This window comes from Bradyrhizobium sp. CCBAU 53421 (assembly GCF_015291625.1).
Lineage (GTDB): Bacteria > Pseudomonadota > Alphaproteobacteria > Rhizobiales > Xanthobacteraceae > Bradyrhizobium.
The window spans coordinates 2,325,312-2,351,231 of the sequence record NZ_CP030047.1 but is presented as its reverse complement, the minus strand read 5'-3'; the positions used below and the strand labels follow the sequence as shown (position 1 = coordinate 2,351,231).

Sequence of the window (25,920 nt, the reverse complement as noted above, 5' to 3'; positions counted from 1 at the left end):
ATGGCTGGGTGCCTCGTTTGGTTAGGCGATGTGGGGTGGCGTCCTGGCCCATCGCTGGAGATTGATCGCGGTCGCGGCGAGCTGGAAAGCTGCGGCATTGCGTATCAGGCCCCGATAGCGGGCACGCGCAAGGCCGTAGACGCGCTTGAGCAATGCGAACAACGGTTCGATCGGCGCGCGTCGATGCGAGATGACCGCGTTACGACGCACCGCCCAAGGCCCCAAGCGAAGCCAGCGGTTGTGTCTGCGCATAATGCCGTCGCGAATATCCATCTGCTTCAGCCGCCCACGTCGCGCGATGGTATCGTAGGCTTTGTCAGCGTAGACTGTTGCCTCGTCGCCGCAGATCAGCTCGTCGGCGGGCACGGTGTCGTTGACATTGGCTGGCGTAAAGGCAAGGCGCCGGATGATGCGACTGCCTTGGTCCATCGCCACGTGCATCTTGTAGCCGAAGGCATATTTGCCGTCCTTCCTGGTCCAGGCGGCGTCAGGATCGTGAGGGCTTTTGACCAGCTTGCTGGCGGGGCGCCCGTCCGCATCCGGGGGCAAATCGGGATCCGGTGGTTCGGGCGGATTAACCGCCGAGCGGATCAGCGAAGCGTCAATCAATGTGCCGCGCTTCAAGACGAAGCCGGACTTCTCGATCTGCGCCGTAATCAGGGCAAAAGCGCGCTCCGCCAGCCCGCTCCTGGCCAGCTGTTCGCGGAAACGCCACAGCGTGGAATGATCCGGTACCGGCTCACTCAGCGACAGGCCCAGGAAGCGCCGGAACGACAGGCGGTCCACCAGCGCCTCCTCAAGGCCCGGATCGGACAACCCATACCATTGCTGCAGCAACAGCGCCTTAAACAGCGCCAGCGACGGGTAAGCGGGCGCTCCCATCGACCCGCTACGCAAGCCGCTCAGCAGCGCTTCAATCGCGCTCCAGTCGACCAGTTCCGATACTCGCTGCAAAGGCGCGTTGGCTCGAGCCGCGTCATTCACCAGCCCGTCGGTAAAGCTCAATTGACCAATCTGCCGCTCCGCCATCCGTTCCTCCGGCGAATCCTTCACCAAAGAGAATCATCCCGGCAGACTTCTGCAAAGCCCTCGCGAAAGCGGGTGATCCAGTATTCCAGAGACGCCTGTGCTTGAGCCGAGAAGCCGCGGTGTACTGGATCGCCCGGTCGAGCCGGGCGAAGACAGATGTGAATGGAGATAAAGTTTCGCATTCTCACAACATGAGTTGTCCCACGCCTCCTGGACACCGCCCCCCAACTCAGCTCTTGCGAAAATTCCGCCGCGCGGACGGTTAGACCAATTATGTAGGTAGTCGTCCGGATACAGACGCCTCCTCGATCTGGCTATGCAATCTTCAGCCAACAAAAAGAAACGGCATGAAGAAGCTGATCGATCGTCACCGGGACATTCAATACACGCTCACCAACATCGAACCCGACCTCTGGAGCTGGTCATTCGAAATCAACGGAAAGGTCAAGCGTGGCACCACGCGCGCGCGGCTCGGCCTGCTGGCGCAGCGCCGCGTCTGCACGCTGATCGATCGCGAATTGAAGAGCGCGGAGCGGAAGACGCCGAAGGGAACCGACTAGGGCATTCCATTCGGCTCCGACGCCGCCGACTTCGCTCAATCTTCGGCGCTCATTCCAATGCGATTATCGCCGCAGCGACGTCGAGCCGCGGTCCAGCATATCGCCTGTCGTCCGGTCCGTGCTGCCCGCACCCGACGCTCCAGAGCGCGGGCCACACGAGCCGCTCGAGCCCCGTCGCCGATATCGCCGCGAACGAGGTCCAGCTGATGTCACCGCGGCGTCGCCACAGCACGCCGCCGGGTCCCATGTCCGGATAGAAGGCGATGTCGAGATCAAAATCCCGCTCGCCGCCGAAATCCGGACCGACCCAATAGTGCGGACTGCGCCCGTGCTCGCGCCTGAGGATCAAGGTGAGCGTCTGGTTCGGCCCGCGCAGGCCGAGCCAGAGCGGTGCGATCATGTCCGGCACCGGCGTGCAGAGCAGCGTCTGCGGCGCGGGGCTTCCCGCGGCGGTGCGGCCCGACAATTTCAGGGCGACCACCGTCGCGGGCGCCGGCACCCCGGACAGCGGCGCGCGACTGATCCCGCGCGGCACCTGCGACCACGCGGCGTGGTCGAGAGAGGGCAGCGGCCATGTAAGCTGCTCGCGCACGGCGCCTTCGGTGTCGAGCACCTGATAGCGAAGACCATCCTGATCGAGCGCCGCCTGCACGCAATGCAGATACTCGACGCCCTCGGGCATCCGGTGCGCGGTGCCAGCACCCGCCGTGCAGATCTGCAGCACGCCGCGATGGACCTGAACATCGAATGCCAGGATGTGACTGCACAGATAGGCGGTCACGCCGGCGCGAACCAGGATATCCCAGAAGCGCGCAGTGTATTCATGACCGATCTCGCGCTGATAGCAGCCGCTGTAGCCATTGATCGGATACACCGGATGATGGCCCAGCACCAGTTTGTGCCTGATATCCCTGTGCTGGGCGAGGACCGCTTCCAGCCAGTCGGTCTCGACGTGGCCCTCCCCGCCCAGTCCGCTCCACAGCGTGTGCACGAACACCATCAGCAGATCGTCGCGGCGCACCCAGTAGGACAGGCCCTCCTGACCCGGCGGGCCGTTGCGCGGCAGCTTCAGCACCTCGCGGAACACCGCCTCGCTCATCTCGTCATAGGTGGTGTGGTTGCCGGTCGTGTGCCATAGCGGCACCGCGCCCCTGTCGAGCCAGCCCATCTCGGTGTCGAGCCAATGCCGCCACTGCGCGCGCAGCGTGTCGGCATCGGCGGTGAGGCCGATGATCTCGTCGCCGGGAAAGAGAATGAATTCGGGCGCAGGATGCAGCCGGCGAACCACATCGTTGACAGATGCGAAGGTGCGCTCATGCAGCGCGCCTGCGACCCCCGAGCAGGCGTCGGCATAGATCACGAACTGGTGGCCCGAATTTCTCGGCAACAGAGACGGAATTGCATCATGCATGGTCGGACCACGTGCTCGCGAGCCACATCATAGAGGAAGGCAGGCCGATCGCTCAAGGCAGGCATTCGCGCGTGTCAAATGCCCCCCCGCGCACACCAAGACGTGACTTTCGGAAAAGCAGGTCTGCCGGCGCGCGCTAGGCGGCATCGCGGCAAGCTGCTAGCCTTTCGCGCTTCAGATTGCCTTTTGAGGATCGGAGCAAATGGACAACCGTAGTGATGTTTGGCGCGGCGTCGACGCGATCAAGCCGCGTTTCATCGAATTGAGCGACCGGGTCTGGGCGATGCCCGAGGTCTGCTACACCGAGGCGCGCTCATCCGCCGAACATCTGGCCGAGCTGCGCCATCAGGGTTTCCGCATCACCGAGAACCTCGCCGACATTCCGACCGCTGTCATGGGCGAATGGGGCGAGGGCGGGCCCGTGATTGCCTTCCTCGGCGAATATGACGCCCTGCCCGGCCTCAGCCAGGAGGCCGGTATCGCGGAACATCGTCCGGTCGAGAGCGGCGGCCATGGCCATGGCTGCGGCCACAATCTGCTCGGCTCCTCCGCGCTGCTCGCGGCAACCGCCGTGAAGGACTGGCTTGCCGCCAACAAGGTGCCGGGCCGGGTGCGCTATTACGGCTGTCCGGCCGAGGAAGGCGGCGCGGCAAAGGCCTTCATGGTGCGCTGTGGCGCGTTCGAGGACGCCGACATCGCCATCACCTGGCATCCGCACAGTTTCTGGGAAGTCGCGGTGACGCCATCGCTCGCCAACACCCGCGCCGATTTCATCTTCACCGGGCGGACCTCGCATGCGGCGGCCTCGCCGCATCTCGGCCGCAGCGCGCTCGATGCGGTGGAATTGATGAATGTCGGCGTCAACTACATGCGGGAGCACATGCCGAGCGATGCCCGGGTGCATTACGCGCTGCTCGACACCGGCGGCATCGCGCCCAATGTGGTGCAGGCCCATGCCCGCGTGCGCTATTCGATCCGTGCCCGCGACCTGCCCGGCATGAATGAGCTGGTCGAGCGCGTGCACAAGATCGCGCAGGGCGCAGCGCTGATGACCGAGACCAAGGTCGAGATGAAGATCATCTCCGCGGTCTCCAACATCCTGCCCAACACCCCGCTGGAGCAGACGCTGCACCGGATCATGGAGGATCTCGGCCCGCCGCATTTCGACGATGCCGACAAGGATTTCGCCGGCAAGATCCGCGCGACCCTGACTGACAAGGACATCGCCTCGGTCTATTACGCGATCGGCATGGAACCGACCGAGCGGCCGCTGGCGGATTTCCTGGTGCCGATCGACGCCAAGCGCAATCCGCTGATCGGCTCGACCGATGTCGGCGACGTCAGCTGGGTGGTGCCGACCGTGCAGGTCCATGCCCCGACGGTTGCGATCGGAACGCCGTTCCACACCTGGCAGGTTGTGGCGCAAGGCAAGGCGCCGGCCGCGCACAAGGCGATGGTGCAGGCCGCCAAGGCGATGGCCGGCCTCGGCGTCAAGGCGCTGATGGAGCCGGAGCTGATCGCGGCCGCCAAGGCCGACCTCAAGAAGCGCACCACGCGGACACCCTATGTCAGCCCGCTGCCGGCGAATGTTGCACCGCCGTTGGACATGTCGGTCGCCGAGCGCCACACCTGATCGGCCGGGCCTGCGCTTCGATGCGAGACCCGGCGACCGCCAATCCCGATCCGATCGGAACGGGATTTTGGGTTTCGTCTTGCCGCGTTTGCTTCGCGCGTACCGATAGCCAGTTCGCGCGAAAACGTGCCCATGTGGCAAGAAAGCATCTCAGAACAAAGGATAACGAACAAATTTTCCGCACTGCGAGGCGCATGCAGCCGCGCTTTGGCACCGAAATGCCGAACCGATGTGCGGTCCAGCGCGGTTCTGCACAAGCGATAGCCAAAAGACCTAGGCCCTGTGGCGCTGGAGACGTTGACCTTCGCGGTCATTCGGTGTGCCATCTGCCGCCAGCACGGCGGCCGGTTCCACGGCCCGCCGCAATCTCACGTGAGCCGGGACCGAGTGGACAATGTTCGACAACAATCTGCGAGGCATGATCGACAAGGTGAAGGACGGGCGGATGGACCGCCGCGCCTTCGTCAAGCGAATGATTGCCGTCGGCCTCACCGCGCCGATGGCCAACCAGATTCTGGCGATCGGCGGCGTCGCGATGGCGCAGAGCCCCAACCCCTACAAGCCGACCAAGCGCGGCGGCGGCGGTCCGCTGAAGCTGTTGTGGTGGCAGGGCCCGACCCTGCTCAATCCGCATTTCGCCACCGGCACCAAGGACCAGGACGGCTCGCGCATCTTCTACGAGCCGCTGGCAAGCTGGGACGTCGACGGCCATCTCAACCCGATCCTCGCCGCCGAGATCCCTTCGATCCAGAATGGCGGCCTCGCCGCCGACGCCAAATCGGTGGTCTGGAAGCTCAAACCCGGCGTCAAATGGCATGACGGGAAACCGTTCAGCGCCGACGACGTCGTCTTCACCTGGGAATATGCCAGCGATCCCGCGACCGCCGCGGTCTCGAGTGCGACCTACGCCGGCATGACGGTCGAGAAGGTCGACGACCTCACGGTCCGCATCAAGTTCAAGGATCCGACGCCGTTCTGGGCCAACGCGTTCGTCGGCGCCTATGGCTGCGTCATTCCGAAACACCTGTTCGCGGAATTCAAGGGCGGCAAGTCGCGCGAGGCGCTGACCAACCTGAAGCCGGTCGGGACCGGACCCTACAAGTTCATCGAATTCAAGCCGGGCGACTTGATCCGCGGCGAGATCAATCAAGACTACCACATGGCGAACCGGCCCTATTTCGACACGATCGAGATGAAGGGCGGCGGCGACGCGGTGTCGGCGGCGCGCGCGGTGATCCAGACCGGCGAATATGATTTCGCCTGGAATATCCAGGTCGAGGACGAGGTGCTGCTGCGGCTGGAGAAGGGCGGCAAGGGCAAGACGCTCTATGCCGTCGGCGGCGACATCGAATTCATCGCCGTCAATTTCACCGACCCCAACACCGAGGTCGACGGCGAGCGTTCGTCGATGAAGACCAAGCATCCGATCCTGTCCGATCCGCGGGTGCGCCAGGCGCTCGCGCTGCTGGTCGACCGCGACTCCATCAAGAAGGTGATCTACGGCCGCGCCGGCCGGGCCACGGCCAACTATCTCAACGGCCCCGAGGAGTTCGTCTCCAAGAACACCAAATGGGAGTTCTCGATCGAGAAGGCGAGCGCGCTGCTCGAGCAGGCCGGCTGGAAGGCGGGCTCCGACGGCATCCGCGAGAAGGACGGCAAGAAGCTCAAACTTCTCTACCAGACCTCGATCAACGGACCGCGGCAGAAGACCCAGGCGATCGTCAAGCAGGCCTGCCAGAAGGCCGGCATCGACGTCGAGCTGAAATCGGTGGTGGCCTCGGTGTTCTTCTCCTCCGACGTCGCCAACCCCGACACCTATGCGCATTTCTATGCCGACATCGAGATGTTCCAGATCCCGATGACGCAGCCCGATCCCGCGCTTCACATGCGCCGCTATCACTCGCGCAACGTCGCCACCAAGGAGAACAAGTGGCAGGGGCCGAACTTCCCACGCTGGGTCAACAAGGACTACGACGCCGCGGTCGATGCCGCCGATACCGAGATCGATCCGATCAAGCGCGCGGATCTCTACATCAAGTGCAACGATCTGATGTGGCAGGACAACGTGATGATCCCCGTGATGCATCGCCTTGCGGTGGAAGCCTGCTCCAACACGGTGCGGCCCGCGCTCTCCGGCTGGGCCAACCAAACCGACAATCTGCAAGACTGGTATCGTGAAACCTGAGACGTGACGGGTACGGCGTCGAACCGGTGCATCTCTTCCCTCTCCCCGTTCTTGCGGGAAGGGTTAGGGCGAGGTGCTCGAACCGCAAATACCGTGAGAGACGAGTTCGTGGAGAGTCCCCCTCACCCGGAATTCAAGCGGTGCTTGAATTTCCGACCTCTCCCCGCACGCGGGGCGAGGTGAAGCTCGCCTTTCGATTGGAAGCCAACTCAACGTGCTCAAGGTGCGAGCGTTAGTCAGATGATCTGTCGATGAGTCAGTATATCCTGCGCCGTCTGATGATCGCGATCCCGAGCCTGCTCGGGATTTCGGTCGTGCTGTTCGTCGTGCTGGCGCTCGCGCCGGGCGATCCGTTCAGCGAGCTCGCGACCAATCCGAACGTGCCGCCCGAGGTGCAGGCCGCGCTGCGCACCAAGTTCGGTCTCGACGATCCGATCTACCTCCGCTATCTGCACTGGCTTGCGGCGATGGCGCAGGGCGACTGGGGCTTCTCCTTTGTCAGCCGGATCGACGTCGACACACTGATCCTGCAGCGGCTGCCGACCACGCTCTACGTGGTCGGTTCGTCGCAGCTGCTGGCGCTGCTGATCGCGATCCCGGTCGGCGTCTATGCCGCGACCCGGCCCTATTCGCTGTTCGACCAGCTCGCCAACACCTTCGCCTTCATCGGCTTCTCGCTGCCGACCTTCTTCACCGGCATCCTGTTCATCCTGGTGTTCTCGGTGAAGCTCGACTGGCTGCCGTTCGTCTATACCGACGTGCCGGGCAGCGGCATTCCCTGGATGCTGGAGATGATCCGGCAGGCCATCATGCCGGTGATGGTGCTCGGCCTGTTCCAGGCGGCGTCGATGACCCGCTTCGTGCGCTCGGCGATGCTCGACGTGATCCGGCTCGACTATGTCACCACCGCGCGCGCCAAGGGCCTCGGGCAGGCCAAGGTGATCGTCAAGCATGTGATGCGCAATGCGATGATCCCGGTCGTCACGCTGATCGCGTTGCAAATGCCTGCCGTGTTCGGCGGCGCCATCGTCACCGAGCAGATCTTCCGGATTCCCGGTATCGGCTCGCTGTTGATTTCCTCCATCCTCGCCAACGATACGCCGGTCGTGATGGCCGTTACTTTCGTCTTCGCGTGCCTCGTGGTGCTGTTCAACCTGATCGCAGATGTCCTCTATGGCTGGCTTGACCCTCGCATCTCCTTCCGCTGAGCGGCGCGGCTATTCGCCCTTGCGTGAAACCTGGCGGCGCTACCGCCGGCACAAGCCGGCCGTGGTCAGCGCCGTGCTGCTGCTGCTGTTGATCACGGCCGTGGTGATCGGCCCGTTCGTCTGGCGCGTCTCGATCAGCGACATCGACGTGCTGGCGGGCCTGCAGGGCCCCTCGCTGGCGCATCCGTTCGGCACCGACGATCTCGGCCAGGACCTGCTCGCCCGCATGATCTATGGCGGCCGCATCTCGCTCGCGGTCGGCCTCGCCGCGATGCTGGTGTCGGTGTTCGTCGGCACGCTGATCGGCGCGCTCGCCGGCATGTCGCGCGGCGCGCTCGGCTACGCGCTGATGTGGCTGACCGACCTGTTCCTGTCGCTGCCGCAGCTGCCGCTGCTCCTGATGCTGATCTATCTGTTCCGCGACGGGCTCAAGGCGGCGTTCGGCCCCGAGGGCGGCATCTTCATCCTGATCGTGCTCGTGATCGGCGGCCTGCGCTGGATGCCGGTCGCCCGCCTCGTGCGCGCCCAGTTCCTCTCCCTGCGCGAGAAGGAATTCGTCGAGGCGGCGCGCGCGCTCGGCGCGAGCCCGGTGCGGCAGGTGGTGCGCCACATCCTGCCCAATGCGCTCGGACCCGTGATCATCGCCGGCACCATCGACGTCGCCGCCGCGATCATCGCCGAATCGACGCTGTCGTTCCTCGGCCTCGGCTTTCCGCCCGACACGCCGACCTGGGGCCGCATCCTCTATGACGCCAAGGACTTTCTCGACATCGGCCCGCACTGGGCGCTGTTTCCGGGCGGCGCGATCTTCATCGCGGTCGTCGCCATCAACTTCATCGGCGACGGGCTGCGCGACGCGCTCGACGCCCGCAAGGTGATCTGAATGGCGCTGCTCGACATCAAGGGCCTGAAAACCCATTTCACCACCGACGACGGCATCGTCCAGGCGGTCGACGGCGTCGACATCAGCATCAACCGCGGCGAGACGCTGTGCGTGGTCGGCGAATCCGGCTGCGGCAAGACCGTCACCGCGATGTCGATCCTGAAGCTGATCGCGATGCCGCCGGGCAAGATCGTCGCCGGCGAGATCATGTTCGAGGGCCGCGACCTGGTGCCGCTGACCAGCCACGAGCTCGACGACATCAGGGCCAAGGAGATCGGCTTCATCTTCCAGGAGCCGATGACCTCGCTCAACCCGGTGCTGACCATCGGCGAGCAGATCGCCGAGAGCCTGCGCCGCCACGAGGCGGTGACCAAGAAGCAGGCGCTGGAGCGCACCGTCGAGATGCTGAAGCTGGTGCAGATCCCCAATGCCGCGGGCCGCGTGCATCACTATCCGCACCAGTTCTCCGGCGGCATGCGCCAGCGCGTGATGATCGCGATGGCGCTGGCCTGCCGGCCCAAGCTCGTGATCGCGGACGAGCCGACCACCGCGCTCGACGTCACCATCCAGGCGCAGATCCTCGACCTCTTGCAGGACATGAAGGAACGCTTCGGCATGGCGGTGATGCTGATCACGCACGCGATGGGCGTGGTCGCCGAGACCGCGCAGCGCGTCGTCGTGATGTATGCAGGCAAGGTGGTGGAGGAAGCGCCGGTCGACGAATTGTTCGGCAATCCGCGCCATCCCTACACCCAGGGCCTGATCCGCTCGATCCCGCGCATCGATCTCGACGCCGAGCACAAGACAAGGCTGGAGACGATCGGCGGCTCGGTGCCGATCCTGATCAATCCAAAGCCCGGCTGCCGGTTTGCGCCCCGCTGCAAACACGCCATGCGCATCTGCACCGAAAAGGAGCCGCGGCTGCGCGAGATCGCGCCCGGCCATCGCATGGCCTGCCACCTCGGAGACGCGTCATGAGCGAGCCGCTGCTGCGCGTCAGCAATCTGAAGAAGCATTTTCCGGTGCTGGGCGGCCTGCTCTCGCGCGAGGTCGGCCAGGTCTATGCGGTCGACGGCGTGTCGTTTGCGGTCAACCGCGGCGAGACGCTTGGCCTCGTCGGCGAATCCGGCTGCGGCAAGTCGACCACCGGGCGTTGCGTGCTGCGCCTGATCGAACCGACCTCGGGCGAGGTCGTGTTCGACGGCCAGAGCGTGACCGGACTCGGCAGCGGCGATCTGCGCGCCATGCGGCGCAACATGCAGCTTGTGTTCCAGGACCCGTTCGCCTCGCTGAACCCGCGCATGACGGTCGGCGCGATCCTCGGCGAGCCCTTCATCATCCATAACCTCGTGACCTCGGCCAGCGAGCGCGAGGACCGCGTCGCAAGCCTCTTGGTCAAGGTCGGGCTGAAGGCCGAACACATGCGGCGCTATCCGCATGAATTCTCCGGCGGCCAGCGCCAGCGCATCGCGATCGCCCGCGCGCTGACCCTGGAGCCGAAGCTGATCGTGTGCGACGAGCCGGTCTCGGCGCTCGACGTCTCGATCCAGGCCCAGGTCATCAACCTGCTCGAGGATCTGCAGGCCGAGCTGAATCTCACCTATCTGTTCGTTGCCCACGATCTCTCCGTGGTCGAGCACATCTCCGACCGCGTCGCTGTGATGTATCTCGGCCGCATCGTCGAGCTCGCCAAGGCCAGCGATCTCTACCGCAACCCGCAGCATCCCTACACCAAGGCGCTGCTCTCAGCGGTGCCGGTGGCGGACCCGAAGGCGAAGCGCGACCGCATCCGCCTGAAAGGCGACGTGCCGAGCCCGATGAACCCGCCGCAGGGTTGCCACTTCCACACGAGATGTCCGATCGCCGAAGAGCGCTGCCGCCAGACGGTGCCGGAGTTGCGCGAAGGCAGCAACGGGCATTTCGTGGCGTGCCATCTGGCGTGAGGTAGTGCGCCAGATGCGATAGCCAGCCGTCGCGAGGGCGCACCGCCCAAAATATCGAAAACAACCCCATGCAAAGTAGCCGGCGGCTGCGGGTGTTCGACATGGCACTTGACATGTCGGGCAACTCAGCGGCATTATTCGATAATTCAGAAATAGTGGCGACGATAGTTGGAATGACGTCGTCAGAAGTCAACGCCGCTTGGTCTTGGTCCGTGGCTTCGGTCTGGCCTTTGCCTTGATCTTCGGCCGCGGTGCAGACGCTACCGCGTCCTCCGCCTCACTCACCTCCGTCCGCAGCGTATCCAGCAGCCAGTCGCGGAAGGCGCGCATGCCGGGCGTCACCTCGCGCGACTTCAGCCAGGTCAGCCAGTAGGACCCCGCCGGGACTTCGGCTGCGAACGGCCGCACCAGCCGGCCTGAGGTCAACTCGTTGTTGAACATCGCGATCGGCACCAGCCCGACGCCGACGCCGCGCGCAGCGGCCTCGGCCATCGCCACGGAGCTGTCGAAGATCGGTCCCTGAATCTTTGGACACGGCGCGTCCGCCACCGCAAACCACAGCGGCCATTCCTCGGCGCGGTAGGAGCGCAGCAAAAATTCCTGCGCGAGATCGGACGGCTTGCGCAGCCGGCCGGCCACATCAGCGCAGCACACCGGCGACAGCGGCGCGGACAGCAGGTGGATCGCCTCGGTACCGTGCCACGAGCCGTCGCCGAAACGCAGCGCGAGATCGAGCCCGTCGCCAGCGATGTCGACACGGTTGTTGTTGGTGAGCAGGCGCAGGTCGATATAGGGGTGCGCGCGCTTGAAGCGGTCGACCCGTTGCAGCAGCCATCCGGTCGCAAAGGTGGTGACGCAGCCGACGGTGACGACCTCGCGCGTGCCCTTCGCCTCGATCCGGTCGATCGCCGCCCCGATCCGGTCGAGCGCATCTGATAGCACCGGCAGCAGCGCCAGCCCCTCGTCGGTGAGCACCAGCCCGCGCGGCAGCCGGCGGAACAGGCTCGCGCCGAGCAGCTCCTCGAGCTGCTTGACCTGGTGGCTGATTGCGGTCTGCGTCACGCGCAGCTCCATCCCCGCGCGGGTGAAACTGAGCAGCCGCGCGGAAGCCTCGAAGGCGCGCAGCGCGTTCAACGGAAGGTGCCGGCGCACGGCGTCATGACCAAGTTTTCCTCATGCCTCGTTGTATAAATGATTGTTTGTGCGCCGTCACGCCGCCCGGCAGGTTCGCGCCGCCAACGGGAGATTCGACATGCTGACGAGACGGACATTTGGATTGCGCGCGCTGGGCCTTGCGGCGTCCTGCACCTTGCCGCGGCCAAGCGCTGCGGCAGGACAGAACGCCGCGGCGGGATCAGGCGAGCCGGCGCAGCGGCTGCAGCAGGAATTTGCACGCATCGAGCTCGCGACCAGCGGCCGGCTCGGCGTCGCTGCGCTCGACATGGAAACCGGATTGCGCGCCAGCCGGCGCGGCGACGAGCGGTTCCCGATGTGCAGCACCTTCAAGGCGTTGGCTTCGGCCGCCGTGCTGCACCGGGTCGACAGCGGGGAATCCAGCCTCGACCAGCGCGTGCAGATCGAGGCCAAGGATATCTTGGCCTACGCACCGGTCACCAAGGCGCACGTCGGATCGGCCATGACGCTGTCCGAGCTCTGCGAGGCCGCCATCACGCTGAGCGACAACACCGCCGCCAACCTGCTGCTGCGCGAGCTCGGCGGCCCCGCCGGCCTCACCGCCTTCTTCCGCACCATCGGCGACAACATCAGCCGGCTGGACCGCTGGGAGGTGGAGCTGAACGAAGCCGTGCCCAGCGATCCGCGCGACACCACGAGCCCGACCGCGATGCTGAAGAGCTTGCAGCGCGTGGTGATCGGCGACGTCCTGCAGGCCGCCTCGCGCCAGAAGCTCGTGGACTGGATGGTCGCCAACAAGACCGGCGACACGAGGCTGCGCGCCGGCGTGCCGCGGGACTGGCGTGTCGGCGACAAGACCGGCACCGGCGAGCGCGGCACCTATAACGATATCGGCGTGTTCTGGCCGCCCGGCCGCAAGCCGATCGTGGTGACGGTCTACCTGACCGGGGCAAGTGCTCCGATGGAGAAGTGCAACGAGGTGATCGCCAATGTCGCGCGCGCGGTTGCGAATGCGAGCACCGGGCAGTCCGGTTAGGACGCCGCGACACCGCGCGGCCCAACGGCGCTGCGCGGCAGGCCTTCGCTGCGCGGCTTGGCAGCAACCAAGGATCATGCGACGCTCAATCCGAATGGCTGACCTATCAGCGGGCCATACGGAGGACACGTCTTGTATCGCTGCATCGCCCTCGCCGCGCTGCTTGTTGCAGGCCACGTTCCCAGCAGCCTTGCTGCGGCCGATCCGGCCCGGTGCCGCGAGCTGATCCGCAAATACGAGACCGACAAGGCACAGCTCAGCGCAATCGAGATTTCGCTGACCTTGTTCGCGGCCGCCAATGCCGATTGCATCAAGCTCGCCACCGAGCTGCTCGACGGCGGCGCCTCGGTCGACGCGCGGGACCGGCTCGGCGCGAGGCCGCTGAGCCACGCCGCCCGCACGGGCCATCTCGACATGGTCGACCTGCTGCTGGCGCGCGGCGCGCCGGTCGATGCGCGTAACCTTGCGGGATCGACCGCGCTGTATCTTGCCGCCGAACGCGGCCATGTCGCGATCGTGCAACGGCTGATCGACCGCGGCGCCGACGTCAATTTCACCGGCCGCAGCGGTGCCTCCCCGGTCGCGGCCGCCGCCTATGCCGGAAGGGACATGGTGGTGCGCACGCTGCTGGCGCACGGCGCCGACGGCCGCAAGGCCGACGACACCGGCAAGCCGCCGGTCGTCTATGCGGCAGCCGGCGGTCAGCTCGGCATCGTCAAACAGCTCGTCGCGCTCGGTATCGATATCAACGCGCGCTACGCCAACGATCTGACGCTGCTGATGTGGGCGGCCGGGCCGGATGAGACGGTGCCGGAGGCACAGGCGCTCGAGGTCGTCGCGTATCTCCTGGACGCTGGCGCCAGGGTCGACGACCGTGACGCCCGCGGACGCACGGCACTGATGATCGCCGCCGAGGGCAACCATCCCGCTATTGCGAAAGCACTGCTCACCCACGGCGCCGATGCGGCGCTGGCCGACAAGGCCGGCAAACACGCCGCCGATCTCACCATCCTCTCGGCGCTGCGCGAGGAGCTGACGCCGCGCTGAAGCATGACGCGATGGACTCATTGGTTGCGGAAGGTCCGCAGGTCGGGTAAATTCTCTTTTGCGAAGAGTCTCCGTGCTCATTCGTCCAATCGCGCGACTGGCGAGCTAACGTGGAATCGACCACGGGGAAGCGCGAAGGGTTTCGACGCCGATCGCCTGGGCAACCAATCTGCTGGAAAAACAGCGTGTTGAGGAGCCCGATCATGCCGTCGTTTCGCAACGAACTGTCCATCAACGATCAAGAGATCGCCGCTGCCCTTGCGGGGGAAGAGCGCCGTCAACGGGACGGCGTCGAACTGATTCCGTCCGAGAATTACACCTACCCGGAGGTGCTTGAACTGCTCGGATCGGTCTTCACCAATAAATACTCCGAGGGATATCCGGGACGCAGATACTACGGCGGCCAGCAGTATACGGACGACGTCGAGAACCTCGCACGCCAGCGGGCCTGCTCGCTTTTTCGTGCCGAGCACGCCAACGTTCAGCCGCTTTCCGGATCACCGATGAATCAGGCCGTCTATCTCGGCCTATTGCAACCTGGCGACACTATTCTCGCCATGGATCTGTCGCACGGCGGTCATCTCACCCACGGCGCGCCGGTGTCCCACATGGGGCGTTTGTTCAACTTCATTCGCTACAGGACGGCACCGTCAAACGGCGCGATAGATTTCGATGAATTGCGCGCGATTGCGCGTGAAGCGCGTCCGAAGATGGTATTGTGCGGCTACAGCTCCTATCCGCGCGACCTGGACTATGCGGCGTTCAAGAGTATCGCCGACGAAGTCGGCGCGCTCACGATGGCTGACGTGAGCCACTATGGCGGACTGGTTGCCGCGAATGTCATGCGCAATCCGCTTGATGCCGGCTTCGACGTCATGACGACGACATCCCACAAGACACTGCGCGGCCCCCGCGGCGGGATGATCCTGTGCCGGAAGGAATATGCCGGTCGGATCGATGCTTCCGTCTTTCCCGGGTTGCAGGGCGGACCTCACATGAACGTCGTGGCCGGGACTGCCGTGACGCTCAAGAAGGCGGCGACCTCGGATTTCCAGGTTTACGCGCGACAGGTTCTGCGCAACGCGAAGGTTCTTGCCGACACGCTAATGGAATGCGGGATGAAGCTGGTCACGAACGGGACGGACAATCACATGATGGTCGTCGATACGATAGCGTCCGTCGGACTGGACGGGCGAGCGGCCGAGGACGTGCTCGATGCCATCGCCATCACCACAAACAAGCAAGTTATTCCAGACGATCCGCGTCCCCCGCTCAGGCCGAGCGGTATTCGTCTTGGGACACCGGCAGCGACCACGCGTGGCATGGGAGATTCCGAAATGCGCCGTATCGGCGAGTTCATTGCGGGGGCCCTACAGGCGAATGGAGACGATGCGGTCCTCGCGCGTCTCAGGTCGGAGTGCATCGAGATGTGCCGAGCCTTTCCTGTTCCAGGCGTGTTGTCCAGGTCTCGACCGAACTGATCGGCACCGCAACTTGGCGCGCAGAGGTACAGAACGAGGTCGGGCGCTGGCGCCCAACCTCGACCGCCAGAAACGCATATGCGACAGCCCTGCGCTCGCGTGAGGGTCAACCTGCCCGCCGCTACAGCCCCGCCAGATAGTCCACCAGCGCGGCGAGGTCGTCGGGCGACGTCGCCAGCATCAGGTCGGACATGCCGGGATTGTTGCCGCGTGCGCGGGTGCGGAAATCGGCGATGGTCCTGGCAAGGTAATCCCGTCCCATGCCGGCAAGCCGCGGCACCGTGCCGTCGCCCTGGAAGCGATCGAGATGGCAGGCGGGGCAGCCGACCGAAGCGCTGGCACTGAGCGCCTTCGCTGCGACGTCCTTGGGCGCGCTCGGCTGGCCGAGATCCGGCCACGGCTTCTGCGAGAAATACTCGGCGATCGCCAGCATGTCATCGCGCTCGAACTGGGTCGCGATCGGCTGCATGATCTCGCTCTTGCGATCGCCGCGCTTGAAATCGCGAAGCTGAATATAGAGATAGCCGGCCTGCTGGCCCCAGATCGTCGGAATGGTCTTGTCGACGGGCTTGCCGTTCTCGCCGTGGCAACCGGTGCAGACCGCAACCTTCTCCTCGACCGTCTCCGCACGCACCTCCGCCATCATCAACAGCAGCGCGGCGCCGCACATCATCAATTTATCGAACATTAGCTCATCCTGAGGCGCAGTAGCCGTCTACCTCGGTCATTGCGAGGAGCTCGCGGCAAAATTGCAAGGCAATTTTGCGCTGAAGCGGCGAAGCAATCCATGCTTCCGCATCCGCGGCGCGATGGGTTGCTTCGCGGAGCCTGTCATCGGGCGCGCGTCCGCGCGACCCGTTGGCTCGCAATGACGCGGTTGGACCTTTCATCCGAACAAAGCAGAAGCGGGACCGAACGGGTCCCGCCTCGCTGTCAATGTTTGCACGCGCGATTTTGCCTCACGCCTTGGCTCAGTCGAGCGTGAAGGCGATGATGTTGTTGCCGCGCTTGAAGTCGACCTGGGTGTTACCGCCTGCGCCGACCACGACATATTGCTTGCCGCCAACCATGTAGCTCGACGGCGGCGCATTGACGCCGGCGCCGGCGCGGAAGCTCCACAGTTCCTTACCCGTGGAGGAATTATAGGCCGCGAACTTGCCATTGCCTTCACCGGTGAACACCAGACCGCCGGCGGTAGCCAGAATGCCGCCGATCATGGGCTCGGGTGTCTTGACCTGCCATTTGATCTTGCCGGTGTTGTAGTTTACCGCGGTGATGTTGCCTGACTGCTGTTCACCGGGGATTGCCGTGAAGGCCCCACCCAGCCACAGCTTCCCGTTCGGATAGGGCGAACTCTCGACACGGTAGTGCATGGGCTGATGCAGGTTGATGGCGTAGGCCAGCGCCTGTCCCGGGTCGGTCGCAATCGGCGACCATTCGACGCCGCCGTTCGCGCCGGGCAACATGCGCGCGCCTTCCTTGGTCGGCAGCACCCACATGTTCTCCTGCGGCACCATCGCCTCGGAGAAGCGGATCAGGCTGCAGTCCTTGCGATCGTGCACATAGATGTGCCCGGTCTTGCCGGCATGGATGACGCCGGGAATCGTCTTGCCGTCCTTGTCCTTGACGTTGACCAGCACGGTCGGGCTGACCGCGTCGAGGTCCCAGACGTCATGGGCGATGTACTGGAAATGGCAGACATACTTGCCGGTGTCGAGATCGAGCGAGACCAGCGAGTTGGTGTAGAGGTTGTCGCCGGGCCGGTTGGAGCCGTCGAGGTCGGGCGACGGATTGCCGACCACGAAGTAGATCCGGTTGGTCGCGAGATCGACCGACGGGTTCTGCCACACGCCGCCGCCGAGCTTGGCATAGGGATCGCCGATCTTGGCGAGCATGTCCTTCTCGGCCTGGATATTACGATGCATGTCGCGGCCGGTGGCGTCCTTGGTCGCCCAGACGCCGACCGAGTTCTCCGGAATGGTGTTGAAATTCCACAACTGCTTGCCGGTCTTGGCGTCATAGGCGCGGACGAAGCCGCGGATGCCGTATTCGCCGCCATTGGTGCCGATCAGCACCTTGTCCTTGACCACGGTCGGCGCCATCGTCTCGCTGTAGCCGAGTTCGGGATCGGCGATGTTGGTGGTCCAGACCACCTCGCCGGTCTTGGCGTTCAGCGCCATCAGCTTGGAATCCAGCGTCGCCAGATAGACCCGGTCGCCGAGCACCTGCACGCCGCGATTGTTGGGACCGCAGCAATAGATCGTGATCGGGCCCATCTTGTGGGCGTAATGCCAGAGCTGCTGGCCGGTCTTGGCGTCGAGCGCATAGACGTGGCTGAACGACGTCGTGACATACATCACGCCGTCGACCACGATCGGCGACGTCTCGAGCGACTCCTTGACGTCGGTCTGGAATATCCAGGCGACGTGCAAGTTCTTCACATTGTCGCGGCTGATCTGCTTGCCCGGATAAAACCGCGTCTGGGCGTAATTTCCGTTGGTGAGCAGGAAGTCCTTGGCATTCTTGTCGGCGGCGTTGAGCTGATCCTGGGTCACCGGCGGCACATTGGCGTTACCTAGAACCGACTGCTTCTCCTGCTTGACTTCCTGTGCGATGGCAGCACCGGACAACAGGCCAACGCCGACCGCTGCGGCGAATGCCGCAAGCCCTTTCACGTACATAGTCTCCCCCGTTATTTCTTGGTTGCAGTATCAGGGATGATGTTTGCTACTCCCCCTTCGAGGCCTGGCCGCCGTCGCGAGTGCGCACCGTTGTGGCTTGGTTGCGCTGCAATAGGTGATCAAAAAAGACAACGACAGGTATCGATGGACGCGTTCTATGTTAGCGTTGTCTTTCACAAAGACAACCGATGCGCTCAATGCGAAGCCGGAACAGCATGCGTTCGCGCGCTCGAAGTGCTGCGACCGCGGGCTTGCATCAACCTGAGCAATATCGGTGGCTTCCGGCGTCTTCGCGCATGGCCGGACACATTCGCCTTCGCAGGCGCAGCACGCAAAATGAGACTAAACGTCAAGCGACAGCGGCACACGCGACTGGCGGGTCGGCGACAAGACCGGCATCGGCGAGCGCGGCGCCTATAACGACATCGGTGTGTTCTGGCCGCCCGGCCGCAAGCCGATCGTGGTAACGGTCTATTTGACCGGGGCGAGCGCGCCGATGGAGACGTGCAACGAGGTGATCGCCAATGTCGCGCGCGCGGTTGCGAACGCGAGCACCGAGCAGAGCGGGTAGGTTCACCGCGTCAAGCGGCCCTATCCCCGTCATCCTGAGGAGCCGCGAAGCGGCGTCTCGAAGGATCGACGGCCACCAGCCGGGCCGTTCATCCTTCGAGACGCGCGTTTCGCGCTCCTCAGGATGACGGGGAAGCAGGACCGCCCTAAGCAATCACTGCCAAGCCCAGGTCGAGAAATCATTCTCGAACTGCGGCACGTCCTTCCACACGCCCTTCAGCTTCTTGCTGGCGATCGTGATCAATTGCGGCTGGAACAGGAAGCCGGCGACCGCATCGGTCGCCAGCATCCGCTGCGCATCGCCGAGCAGCTTTGCCCGGCCGGCCTCATCGGGCGTTGCCATGATCTGCTGATAAAGCGCGTTGAACGCCTCGGACTTGTAGCCGAGATAGTAATCCGGCTCGGTCAGCTTCACGAGGTCGAACGGCTCGACATGCGCGACGATGGTGAGGTCGTAATTGTGCGGACCGGTGAACACCTGCGACAGCCATTGCGCCCATTCGACGTTCTCGATCTTGGCGACGATGCCGACCTTGGCGAGCTGGGCTGCGAGGATTTCGCCGCCCTGCCGCGCGTAGGACGGCGGCGGCAGCTTGAGGCTGAGCTCGAGCGGCGTCTTGACGCCCGCCTCGGCCAGCAGCTTCTTGGCGAGCTCCGGATCGTAGGGATTGATACCGGTGGTATCGACATAGCCAAGCGATCCCGGCGTGTAGAAGCTGCCGATCGGCGTGCCGAAGCCGTCGACCGCGCCGTCGATCATCGCCTTGCGGTCGATCGCGGCCAGGATCGCGCGGCGAACACGGACGTCGTCGAGCGGCTTCCTGCGCTCGTTGATGCCGGCGATGGTTTTTGTGCGCGAGCCGCCGATCAGGACGCTGAAGCGCGGATCGGCCTTGAACTGTGCGAGGCTGCGCGCCGCCGCAACCCGCGGAAACGCGTCGACATCGCCCGACAGCAGCGCCGCGACCTGCGCGGCCGGATCGCTGATGAAGCGGATCGTCACCTTGGCGAGCTTGATCGCGGCAGCGTTGCGATACTCCGGCCATTTCACCAGCGTGATCGACGAGCCCTTGGCCCAACTGCCGAGCGTGTAGGGCCCGGTGCCGACCGGCTGCGTCACATCGGTCGGCGCGCTCTTCGGCTCGACAATCGAACCCGACGCCTGGCCGAGCAGGAACGGCAGGTTCGGCTCGGAATATTTCAACGCGACGACGATGGTCTCCGCATCGGGCGCCGTCACCGACGCGAATGCCTGGTACAGGCTCTTGTCCTTGTTGGTCGAGGTCGGCGCCGCGGCGCGCTCGAACGAGAACTTCACCGCCGCGGAATCGAACGGCTCGCCATTGTGGAATTTGACGCCCTTGCGGAGCTTGAAGGTGTAGGTCTTGAGATCCGGCGAGGCCTGCCAGCTCTCGGCGAGCAGCGGCGATACCGAGCCGTCCTCATTGATCTTGGTCAGCGTCTCATAGATGTTGTAGAGCGTGACCTCGGCGATTGCCGCGGCGGCCGCGTTGGTGGGATCGAGTCCCGGCGGCTCCAGCGTCATGCCCATCACGACGCTGTCCTTCTTGCCCTGCGCGAGGCTCGGCAGCGGCGCTGCGGCGAGTGCGGCAGCGGCCGCGATGACGCACCATTTCCTCAACATTGGTCTGCTCCCCGGACGTGCTCTTTGTTCAAGCCTGGTCAACCTCACCCTAAAGACTAACCGGCCTCGGCGACCACCGGCGGCAGCACCATCACCGCTTCGGCGTGATGGCAGGCCGCCAGATGGGCGTCGCCTACGCTCCGTAGCGCAGGCGCGGTCTCGCGACAATGCTGGTCGGCCAGGGGACAGCGTGGTGCATAAGGACAGCCGGCCGCGGCCGCGGCCGCGGCCTGCGAGCCGATCGCCTGCGCGCCGCGGCGCCGCCGGACGCCACCGGCCCGGGCGCGCGGAACCGCATCCAGCAGTGCGCGCGTATAGGGATGGGCGCTACGGGCGAACAGATCGGCGGGCCGCCCCTGCTCGACGATCCGCCCGAGATACATCACCGCGATCTCGTCGCAGAGCAGATCGACCACCGCGAGGTCGTGGCTGATCAGGATGTAGCTGAGGCCGAATTCGTCCTGCAGATCCTGCATCAGATTGAGCACCTGCGCCTGCACCGAGACGTCGAGCGCGGAGACCGGCTCGTCCGCGACGATCAGCTTCGGCTGGGTGATCAGCGCACGCGCGATCGCGATGCGCTGGCGCTGGCCGCCGGAGAATTCATGCGGGAACTTGTCCATGTCGGCATCGCGCAGCCCGACCTGCCGCAGCACCTTGGCGACGCGCTCGCGCAGGCTGCCGCGATCGATCCGCCCGAGCGCAGTCAGCGGCTCGGCAACGATCCGCGCGATGGTCTGGCGCGGATCGAGCGAGCCGTAGGGATCCTGGAACACCATCTGGAAATCGCGGCGGGCGCGGCGCAGTTCATCCGGCGGCATCCGGTTGAGGTCGCGGCCCAGCATGACGACCTGCCCCGACGACGGCCGCTCCAGCGCCATCACCAGCCGCGCAAAGGTGGATTTGCCCGAACCGGATTCGCCGACGACGCCGAGGCTCTTGCCTGGCATGACCTGCGCCGTGACGCCGTTGAGCGCGTGCACCTGCGCCGCGGGCTTGAACAGGCTTTCGCGTGGCAGAGTGTAGCGTTGCGCGAGGTCTTTGACGTCGAGCAGCGGCGTCGCGGATGATGGCTGTTCCAGCACCGTCATGCGCCGACGCCCCCGGCCGCCATCGAGACGTCCGTCCTGATGCAACGCACGCCGTGGCTCCCACCGACATCGACGACAGCCGGCAACGCCGCGCGGCAACGCGCCTCGACGATCCCGCAGCGATCGGCGAAAGTGCATCCCGCGGGCAGATCGGCGAGCTCCGGCACGGTGCCGGCGATGGTCTTGAGCCGCGTCCCCTTGCGCGCGCCGAGCCGTGGCCGGGCGCGGAACAGGCCCTGCGTATAGGGATGGCCCATCCGCGTGAACACGGCGTCGGTGGCGCCGCTTTCGACGACCGTGCCGCCATACATCACCATCATCCGATCGACGTTCTCGGCGATCACGCCGAGATCGTGCGAGATCAGGATCATCGCCATGCCGCGCTCCTCGACGAGACCCGCGATCAGATCGAGGATCTGGCCCTGGATCGTGACGTCGAGGGCCGTGGTCGGCTCGTCGGCGATCAAGACGTCGGGCTGGCAGGCCAGCGCCATCGCGATCGTGATGCGCTGGCGCTGGCCGCCTGAGAACTGGTGCGGATATGCATCGACGCGCTTCGCCGCATCAGGCAAGCCGACGCGATCGAGCAAGGCGATGGTCTGCTGCCGCGCCTCCGCCGCCGAGACGCCGGTGTGACGCCGCAGCGGCTCGGCAACCTGGTGCCCGATCGTGTGCATCGGGTTGAGCGCGGTCATCGGCTCCTGGAAGATCATGCTGATGCGGTTGCCGCGCAGCTTGCAATAAGCCGGATCGGGCAGGCCGACCAGCTCCGCGCCGTCGAGCCGGACGCTGCCGCTGATCACGGCACTGTCCGGCAGCAGCCCCATCAGGGCCAGCGCGGTGACCGATTTGCCGCAACCGGATTCGCCGACCAGCCCGAGCGTCTCGCCACGGCGAAGCGCGAAGCTGACGCCGCGGACGGCCTGTGCCGGGCCGCTTCTGGTATTGAGCCGAACCCCCAGGTCCTTCACCTCGATCAGCGGCGCCTCGCTCATGCTCAACGCTCACTCGCCAGACGGGGATCGAGCAGATCGCGCAAGCCGTCGCCGAGCAGATTGAGCCCGAGCACCGCGACCGCGATCGCGGCTCCTGGATAGACGGCGAGCATCGGCGACTGGAACAGCAAGGTCTGCGCGTCGTTGAGCATCCGGCCCCAGGACGGCTGCGGCGGCTGGGTGCCGAGCCCGAGATAGGACAAAGCGGCCTCGGCGAGGATCGCCAGCGCAAACTGGATCGTCGCCTGCACGATCAGGATCGACAGGATGTTCGGCAGCACGTGCTCGATCGTAATACGGAATGAGCCCTTGCCCGCCGCTCGCGCGGCCAGCACGAATTCGCGGGCCCAGATCGCATTGGCCGAGCCGCGGGTGACGCGGACGAAGGTCGGGATCTGGAAGATGCCGATCGCGGTGATCGATGTCACCATACCCGGACCTGCGACCGCCGCCAGCATGATCGCTGATAACACGGCGGGGAACGCGAAGGTGAAGTCGCTCATCCGCATGATGAGTTCCTCGGTCCAGCCCTTGCGCGCCGCTGCGATCAGGCCGAGGCCGACGCCGAAGCTCAGGCCGATGCCGACCGCGATGACGCCGACCATGATGGTGGAGCGCGCGCCGACCAGCAGCAGCGAGACGATGTCGCGGCCGAGCACGTCGGTGCCGAGCCAGTGCGCCGCCGACGGCGGGCGCAACTTCGCGGCGACGTCGATGTCATAGGCCGACCACGGTGTCCAGACCAGCGACAGCAGCGCCGCGCCGAGCACGAACAGGCTGAGCATCGCGCCGAGCACGAAGCTGCGATGGCGCAGCGCGCGCCGCCAGAAGCCGGTCACGGGTCTCGTCCCCGGTGCGATTGCCGCTGTGACGGATGCGGTCGGCGGCGCGCTCACAGGTTGGCGACCTTGATGCGCGGATCGATGAAGGCATAGAGCACATCGACCACGAAATTGACTGTCACCACCATCGCGGCCAGCAGCATCACGCAGTTGCGCACCACGATCAGGTCGCGGTTGGCGATCGACTGGAAGATCAGCCGGCCGAGGCCCGGCAGGTAGAACACGTTCTCGATCACGATGGTGCCGGCGAGCAGATTGGCGAATTGCAGCCCCATCACGGTCATGACCGGGATCATGGCGTTGCGCAGCACGTGGCGCCACAGCACCTCGCGCTTGCCGAGCCCTTTTGCGCGCGCGGTGCGGACGAAATCCTCGCGCAGCACCTCCAGCACCGCCGAGCGGGTGACGCGGGCGAGGATTGCGGCCTGCACCACGGCGAGCGAGATCGCGGGCAGCAGCAGCGAGCGGATCCCGGGCCAGATGCCGTCGTCCCAGCCGGCAAACCCGCCGGCGGACAGCAATTGCAGCTTCACAGAGAACAGCAGGATCAACAGGATTGCGAACCAGAAGTTCGGCAGCGCGATGCCAATCTGGGTCAGCGACATCACGCCGACGTCGCCGATCTTGTTGTGGTTGGCCGCGGTGTAGATGCCGGCGGCGAGCGCCAGCACCACCGTAATCAGCATCGACATGATCGCGAGCGGTATCGTCAGCACCAGCCGCTCTGCGATCAGGCCGGCCACCGGCGTGCCATAGACATAGCTGTTGCCGAGGTTGCCGACCGCCATGCCCTTGATCCAGAGCAGATAGCGAACCGCGAGCGGCTGGTCGAGGCCGAGCTTGACGGTGAGCGCGCGCACCGCATCGGGCGAAGTGTCGGCGCCCATCAGCATCTGCGCGGCGTTCCCGGGCAGCGCGTCAAGCACCAGGAAAATGATCAGCGAGGCCGCGACCAGCGTCGCCACCAGGGTCAGGATCCGCCGCAGGAAGAATACACTCATGCCCGCCCGAAGGATTGGGAACAGGCCGCAGGTTTCAACATGTTCGCGCGCGAATGCAAGCCCTTCGCCGCACCATTCACGATGCCAGCGCCGGCCAGCGGCCGAGCAGATCGCTCGCCTCCTCGAACAGCGCCGCGGCGCGCAAGAGTTCCGCATCGGCCCGGAAGCGGCCGACCAGATGCAGGCCGATCGGCAAGCCGTCGCGGCCGAAGCCTGAGGGAATGCTGACCGCGGGATGCCCGGTCATGTTGAACAGCATGGTCCAGGGAAACCAGTGCGGCCGGACGCTGTCGAAGCTCTGGCCGTCGATATCGATGGTGCCGAACAGATCCTGATCGATCGGCAGCGCCGTGCGGGTCATGGTCGGCATTGCGAGGAGATCGCCGCGCGCGAGCAGCGCCTGTATCCGACGGAACAGCGCAGTGCGGTCGAACATCGCCTGCTGGTAGTCGACGCCGCTGACCTTGGCGGCGAGCGCGAGTTGCTTCAGGAAGGTCGGGCTGAGGTCATCGGGATGCTCGGCCGCGAGCTTGTCGAAGCGGGTACGCCAGACAGTATGATTGATGGCGCGCCAGATCGGCTCGATGTCGAAACCGTCGCCGGAAAACTCCTCAAGGTCCGCACCGAGGCTGGCCAGCCGGTCGAGGCTCGCCTTGAAGTTAGCGGCGACGTCCGCCGTCACCGGGCGGCCCGGCGGCGAGACGCAGAACAGCACCCGCCTGCCCCGGAGATCGCCACGCGCCGCCGCGCGATCGAGATAGTCGGGCACCGGAACGCCGATCGACCAGGGATCCGACGCATCCTCGCCGGCCATTGCCTGCATCATCAGTGCGGTGTCCGCCACATTGCGCGTGGTCGGCGTGACATAGGTCTGGTTGCCGAAGGCGTCCTGCACCTGGCTGTGCGGGATCACGCCATTGCTTTGCTTGATCCCGACCACGCCGTTGCAGGCCGCGGGAATCCGGGTCGAGCCGCCGCCATCGGTCGCAACCGCCAGCGGCGCGATGCCGCTTGCGACCGCCACGGCCGCGCCGCCGCTCGATCCGCCGCTGGAACGCTCGGCGCTCCAGGCATTGCGGGTACGGCCGAACAGCGGTGAGTCGGTCAGGCACTTGCTGCCGAACTCCGGCGTCGTGGTCTTGCCGATCAATATTCCGCCCTGCGCACGAAGCCGGGCCACCGCCACCGCATCGTGATCGGGCACGTTGTTCCGGTACGGCACCGCACCGAAGGTCGTGCGCACGCCCTTGGTGCTGACGATGTCCTTCACCGTGAACGGGATGCCGTGCAGCAGGCCGAGCGGCTCGCCGGCCATGACCTGGCGCTCCGCGAGCTTCGCCTGCGCCATCGCCGCCTCGCCGCACAGCGTGATGAAGCAGTTCAATTCGGGCTGCAGCCGCTCGGCGCGGGCCAGCACCGCGGCCGTGATTTCGACCGGAGAGACCTCCTTGCGGGCGATCCGCGCACGAAGCTCAACGGCAGGCAGCTGGCAGAGATCATCGCTCATTGGGACAAGGCGCTCGTGTCAGACGTGGTCGATCTTAA

22 protein-coding genes and 1 riboswitch are annotated in these 25,920 nt (G+C 65.3%); of the genes, 11 read left to right on the top strand and 11 right to left on the bottom strand.

What is annotated here, in order from left to right:
- Window positions 1-21 precede the first annotated feature (21 nt).
- Entirely contained in the window at window positions 22-1,029 is a 1,008-nt protein-coding gene (locus XH92_RS11115; protein ID WP_194455643.1) for an IS5 family transposase, read from the bottom strand.
- 347 nt (window positions 1,030-1,376) lie between these two features.
- On the opposite strand from XH92_RS11115, the gene XH92_RS11110 reads away from it, so the two are divergent.
- Complete coding sequence (locus tag XH92_RS11110) at window positions 1,377-1,589, top strand: hypothetical protein (RefSeq protein WP_194459244.1); 213 nt, start codon at window positions 1,377-1,379, stop codon at window positions 1,587-1,589.
- A 49-nt stretch (window positions 1,590-1,638) separates the two neighbouring features.
- Here XH92_RS11110 and XH92_RS11105 read toward each other — a convergent pair whose 3' ends face one another.
- Window positions 1,639-3,000 carry a metallophosphoesterase gene (locus XH92_RS11105; protein WP_194459243.1) on the bottom strand — a complete coding sequence of 454 codons (1,362 nt, stop codon included), beginning with the start codon at window positions 2,998-3,000 and terminating at the stop codon, window positions 1,639-1,641.
- A 202-nt stretch (window positions 3,001-3,202) separates the two neighbouring features.
- On the opposite strand from XH92_RS11105, the gene XH92_RS11100 reads away from it, so the two are divergent.
- From XH92_RS11100 to XH92_RS11075, 6 genes are all read left to right on the top strand, one after another.
- Entirely contained in the window at window positions 3,203-4,633 is a 1,431-nt protein-coding gene (locus XH92_RS11100; protein ID WP_194459242.1) for a M20 family metallopeptidase, read from the top strand.
- A gap of 394 nt (window positions 4,634-5,027) precedes the next feature.
- Window positions 5,028-6,818 (top strand): peptide ABC transporter substrate-binding protein, encoded by a 1,791-nt coding sequence (locus tag XH92_RS11095; RefSeq protein ID WP_194459241.1) that lies wholly within the window; start codon window positions 5,028-5,030, stop codon window positions 6,816-6,818.
- Window positions 6,819-7,069: 251 nt separating this feature from the next.
- On the top strand, window positions 7,070-8,026 hold the full coding sequence (locus tag XH92_RS11090) for an ABC transporter permease (protein ID WP_194459240.1): 957 nt from the start codon (window positions 7,070-7,072) through the stop codon (window positions 8,024-8,026).
- The gene (locus XH92_RS11085; RefSeq protein WP_194459239.1) at window positions 7,992-8,909 is read left to right on the top strand and encodes an ABC transporter permease; all 918 of its coding nucleotides are present in this window, start codon (window positions 7,992-7,994) and stop codon (window positions 8,907-8,909) included. The genes XH92_RS11090 and XH92_RS11085 overlap by 35 nt, the downstream gene beginning before the upstream one ends.
- Complete coding sequence (locus XH92_RS11080) at window positions 8,910-9,887, top strand: ABC transporter ATP-binding protein (RefSeq protein ID WP_194459238.1); 978 nt, start codon at window positions 8,910-8,912, stop codon at window positions 9,885-9,887.
- A complete protein-coding gene (locus XH92_RS11075) occupies window positions 9,884-10,852 on the top strand; it encodes an ABC transporter ATP-binding protein (protein WP_194459237.1) in 969 nt (322 codons plus the stop codon). Before XH92_RS11080 ends, XH92_RS11075 begins: the two co-directional genes overlap by 4 nt.
- Window positions 10,853-11,041: 189 nt before the next feature.
- On the opposite strand, the gene XH92_RS11070 is transcribed toward XH92_RS11075, so the two are convergent.
- Complete coding sequence (locus tag XH92_RS11070; RefSeq protein WP_194459236.1) at window positions 11,042-12,004, bottom strand: LysR family transcriptional regulator; 963 nt, start codon at window positions 12,002-12,004, stop codon at window positions 11,042-11,044.
- Window positions 12,005-12,104: 100 nt separating this feature from the next.
- Between XH92_RS11070 and bla the strand changes: the two genes are divergently transcribed.
- The 3 genes from bla (at window position 12,105) to glyA (ending at window position 15,550) form a co-directional block, all read left to right on the top strand.
- Window positions 12,105-13,022 (top strand): class A beta-lactamase, encoded by a 918-nt coding sequence (gene bla / locus XH92_RS11065; protein WP_194459235.1) that lies wholly within the window; start codon window positions 12,105-12,107, stop codon window positions 13,020-13,022.
- A gap of 132 nt (window positions 13,023-13,154) precedes the next feature.
- The gene (locus XH92_RS11060) at window positions 13,155-14,069 is read left to right on the top strand and encodes an ankyrin repeat domain-containing protein (protein WP_194459234.1); all 915 of its coding nucleotides are present in this window, start codon (window positions 13,155-13,157) and stop codon (window positions 14,067-14,069) included.
- 83 nt (window positions 14,070-14,152) lie between these two features.
- Window positions 14,153-14,238: riboswitch (ZMP/ZTP riboswitch) on the top strand.
- Window positions 14,239-14,272: 34 nt separating this feature from the next.
- On the top strand, window positions 14,273-15,550 hold the full coding sequence (glyA, locus tag XH92_RS11055) for a serine hydroxymethyltransferase (protein ID WP_194459233.1): 1,278 nt from the start codon (window positions 14,273-14,275) through the stop codon (window positions 15,548-15,550).
- Window positions 15,551-15,671: 121 nt separating this feature from the next.
- Here the strand turns inward: glyA and XH92_RS11050 are convergent, their stop codons facing one another.
- Window positions 15,672-16,238 (bottom strand): c-type cytochrome, encoded by a 567-nt coding sequence (locus tag XH92_RS11050; protein ID WP_246788368.1) that lies wholly within the window; start codon window positions 16,236-16,238, stop codon window positions 15,672-15,674.
- A 283-nt stretch (window positions 16,239-16,521) separates the two neighbouring features.
- On the bottom strand, window positions 16,522-18,231 hold the full coding sequence (locus XH92_RS11045; protein ID WP_194459232.1) for a PQQ-binding-like beta-propeller repeat protein: 1,710 nt from the start codon (window positions 18,229-18,231) through the stop codon (window positions 16,522-16,524).
- 430 nt (window positions 18,232-18,661) lie between these two features.
- Between XH92_RS11045 and XH92_RS11040 the strand changes: the two genes are divergently transcribed.
- Window positions 18,662-18,802 carry a hypothetical protein gene (locus XH92_RS11040; protein ID WP_194459231.1) on the top strand — a complete coding sequence of 47 codons (141 nt, stop codon included), beginning with the start codon at window positions 18,662-18,664 and terminating at the stop codon, window positions 18,800-18,802.
- Window positions 18,803-18,955: 153 nt separating this feature from the next.
- Here XH92_RS11040 and XH92_RS11035 read toward each other — a convergent pair whose 3' ends face one another.
- From XH92_RS11035 to XH92_RS11010, 6 genes are all read right to left on the bottom strand, one after another.
- Complete coding sequence (locus XH92_RS11035) at window positions 18,956-20,446, bottom strand: ABC transporter substrate-binding protein (protein ID WP_194459230.1); 1,491 nt, start codon at window positions 20,444-20,446, stop codon at window positions 18,956-18,958.
- A gap of 56 nt (window positions 20,447-20,502) precedes the next feature.
- Window positions 20,503-21,537, bottom strand: coding sequence for an ABC transporter ATP-binding protein (locus XH92_RS11030; RefSeq protein ID WP_194459229.1), 1,035 nt, complete (start codon window positions 21,535-21,537; stop codon window positions 20,503-20,505).
- Window positions 21,534-22,532, bottom strand: coding sequence for an ABC transporter ATP-binding protein (locus tag XH92_RS11025; protein WP_194459228.1), 999 nt, complete (start codon window positions 22,530-22,532; stop codon window positions 21,534-21,536). The genes XH92_RS11030 and XH92_RS11025 overlap by 4 nt, the downstream gene beginning before the upstream one ends.
- A gap of 2 nt (window positions 22,533-22,534) precedes the next feature.
- Window positions 22,535-23,428 (bottom strand): ABC transporter permease, encoded by an 894-nt coding sequence (locus XH92_RS11020; protein ID WP_371817990.1) that lies wholly within the window; start codon window positions 23,426-23,428, stop codon window positions 22,535-22,537.
- Window positions 23,425-24,375, bottom strand: coding sequence for an ABC transporter permease (locus XH92_RS11015; RefSeq protein WP_194459227.1), 951 nt, complete (start codon window positions 24,373-24,375; stop codon window positions 23,425-23,427). The genes XH92_RS11020 and XH92_RS11015 overlap by 4 nt, the downstream gene beginning before the upstream one ends.
- A gap of 76 nt (window positions 24,376-24,451) precedes the next feature.
- The gene (locus XH92_RS11010; protein WP_194459226.1) at window positions 24,452-25,882 is read right to left on the bottom strand and encodes an amidase; all 1,431 of its coding nucleotides are present in this window, start codon (window positions 25,880-25,882) and stop codon (window positions 24,452-24,454) included.
- Window positions 25,883-25,920: the final 38 nt, after the last annotated feature.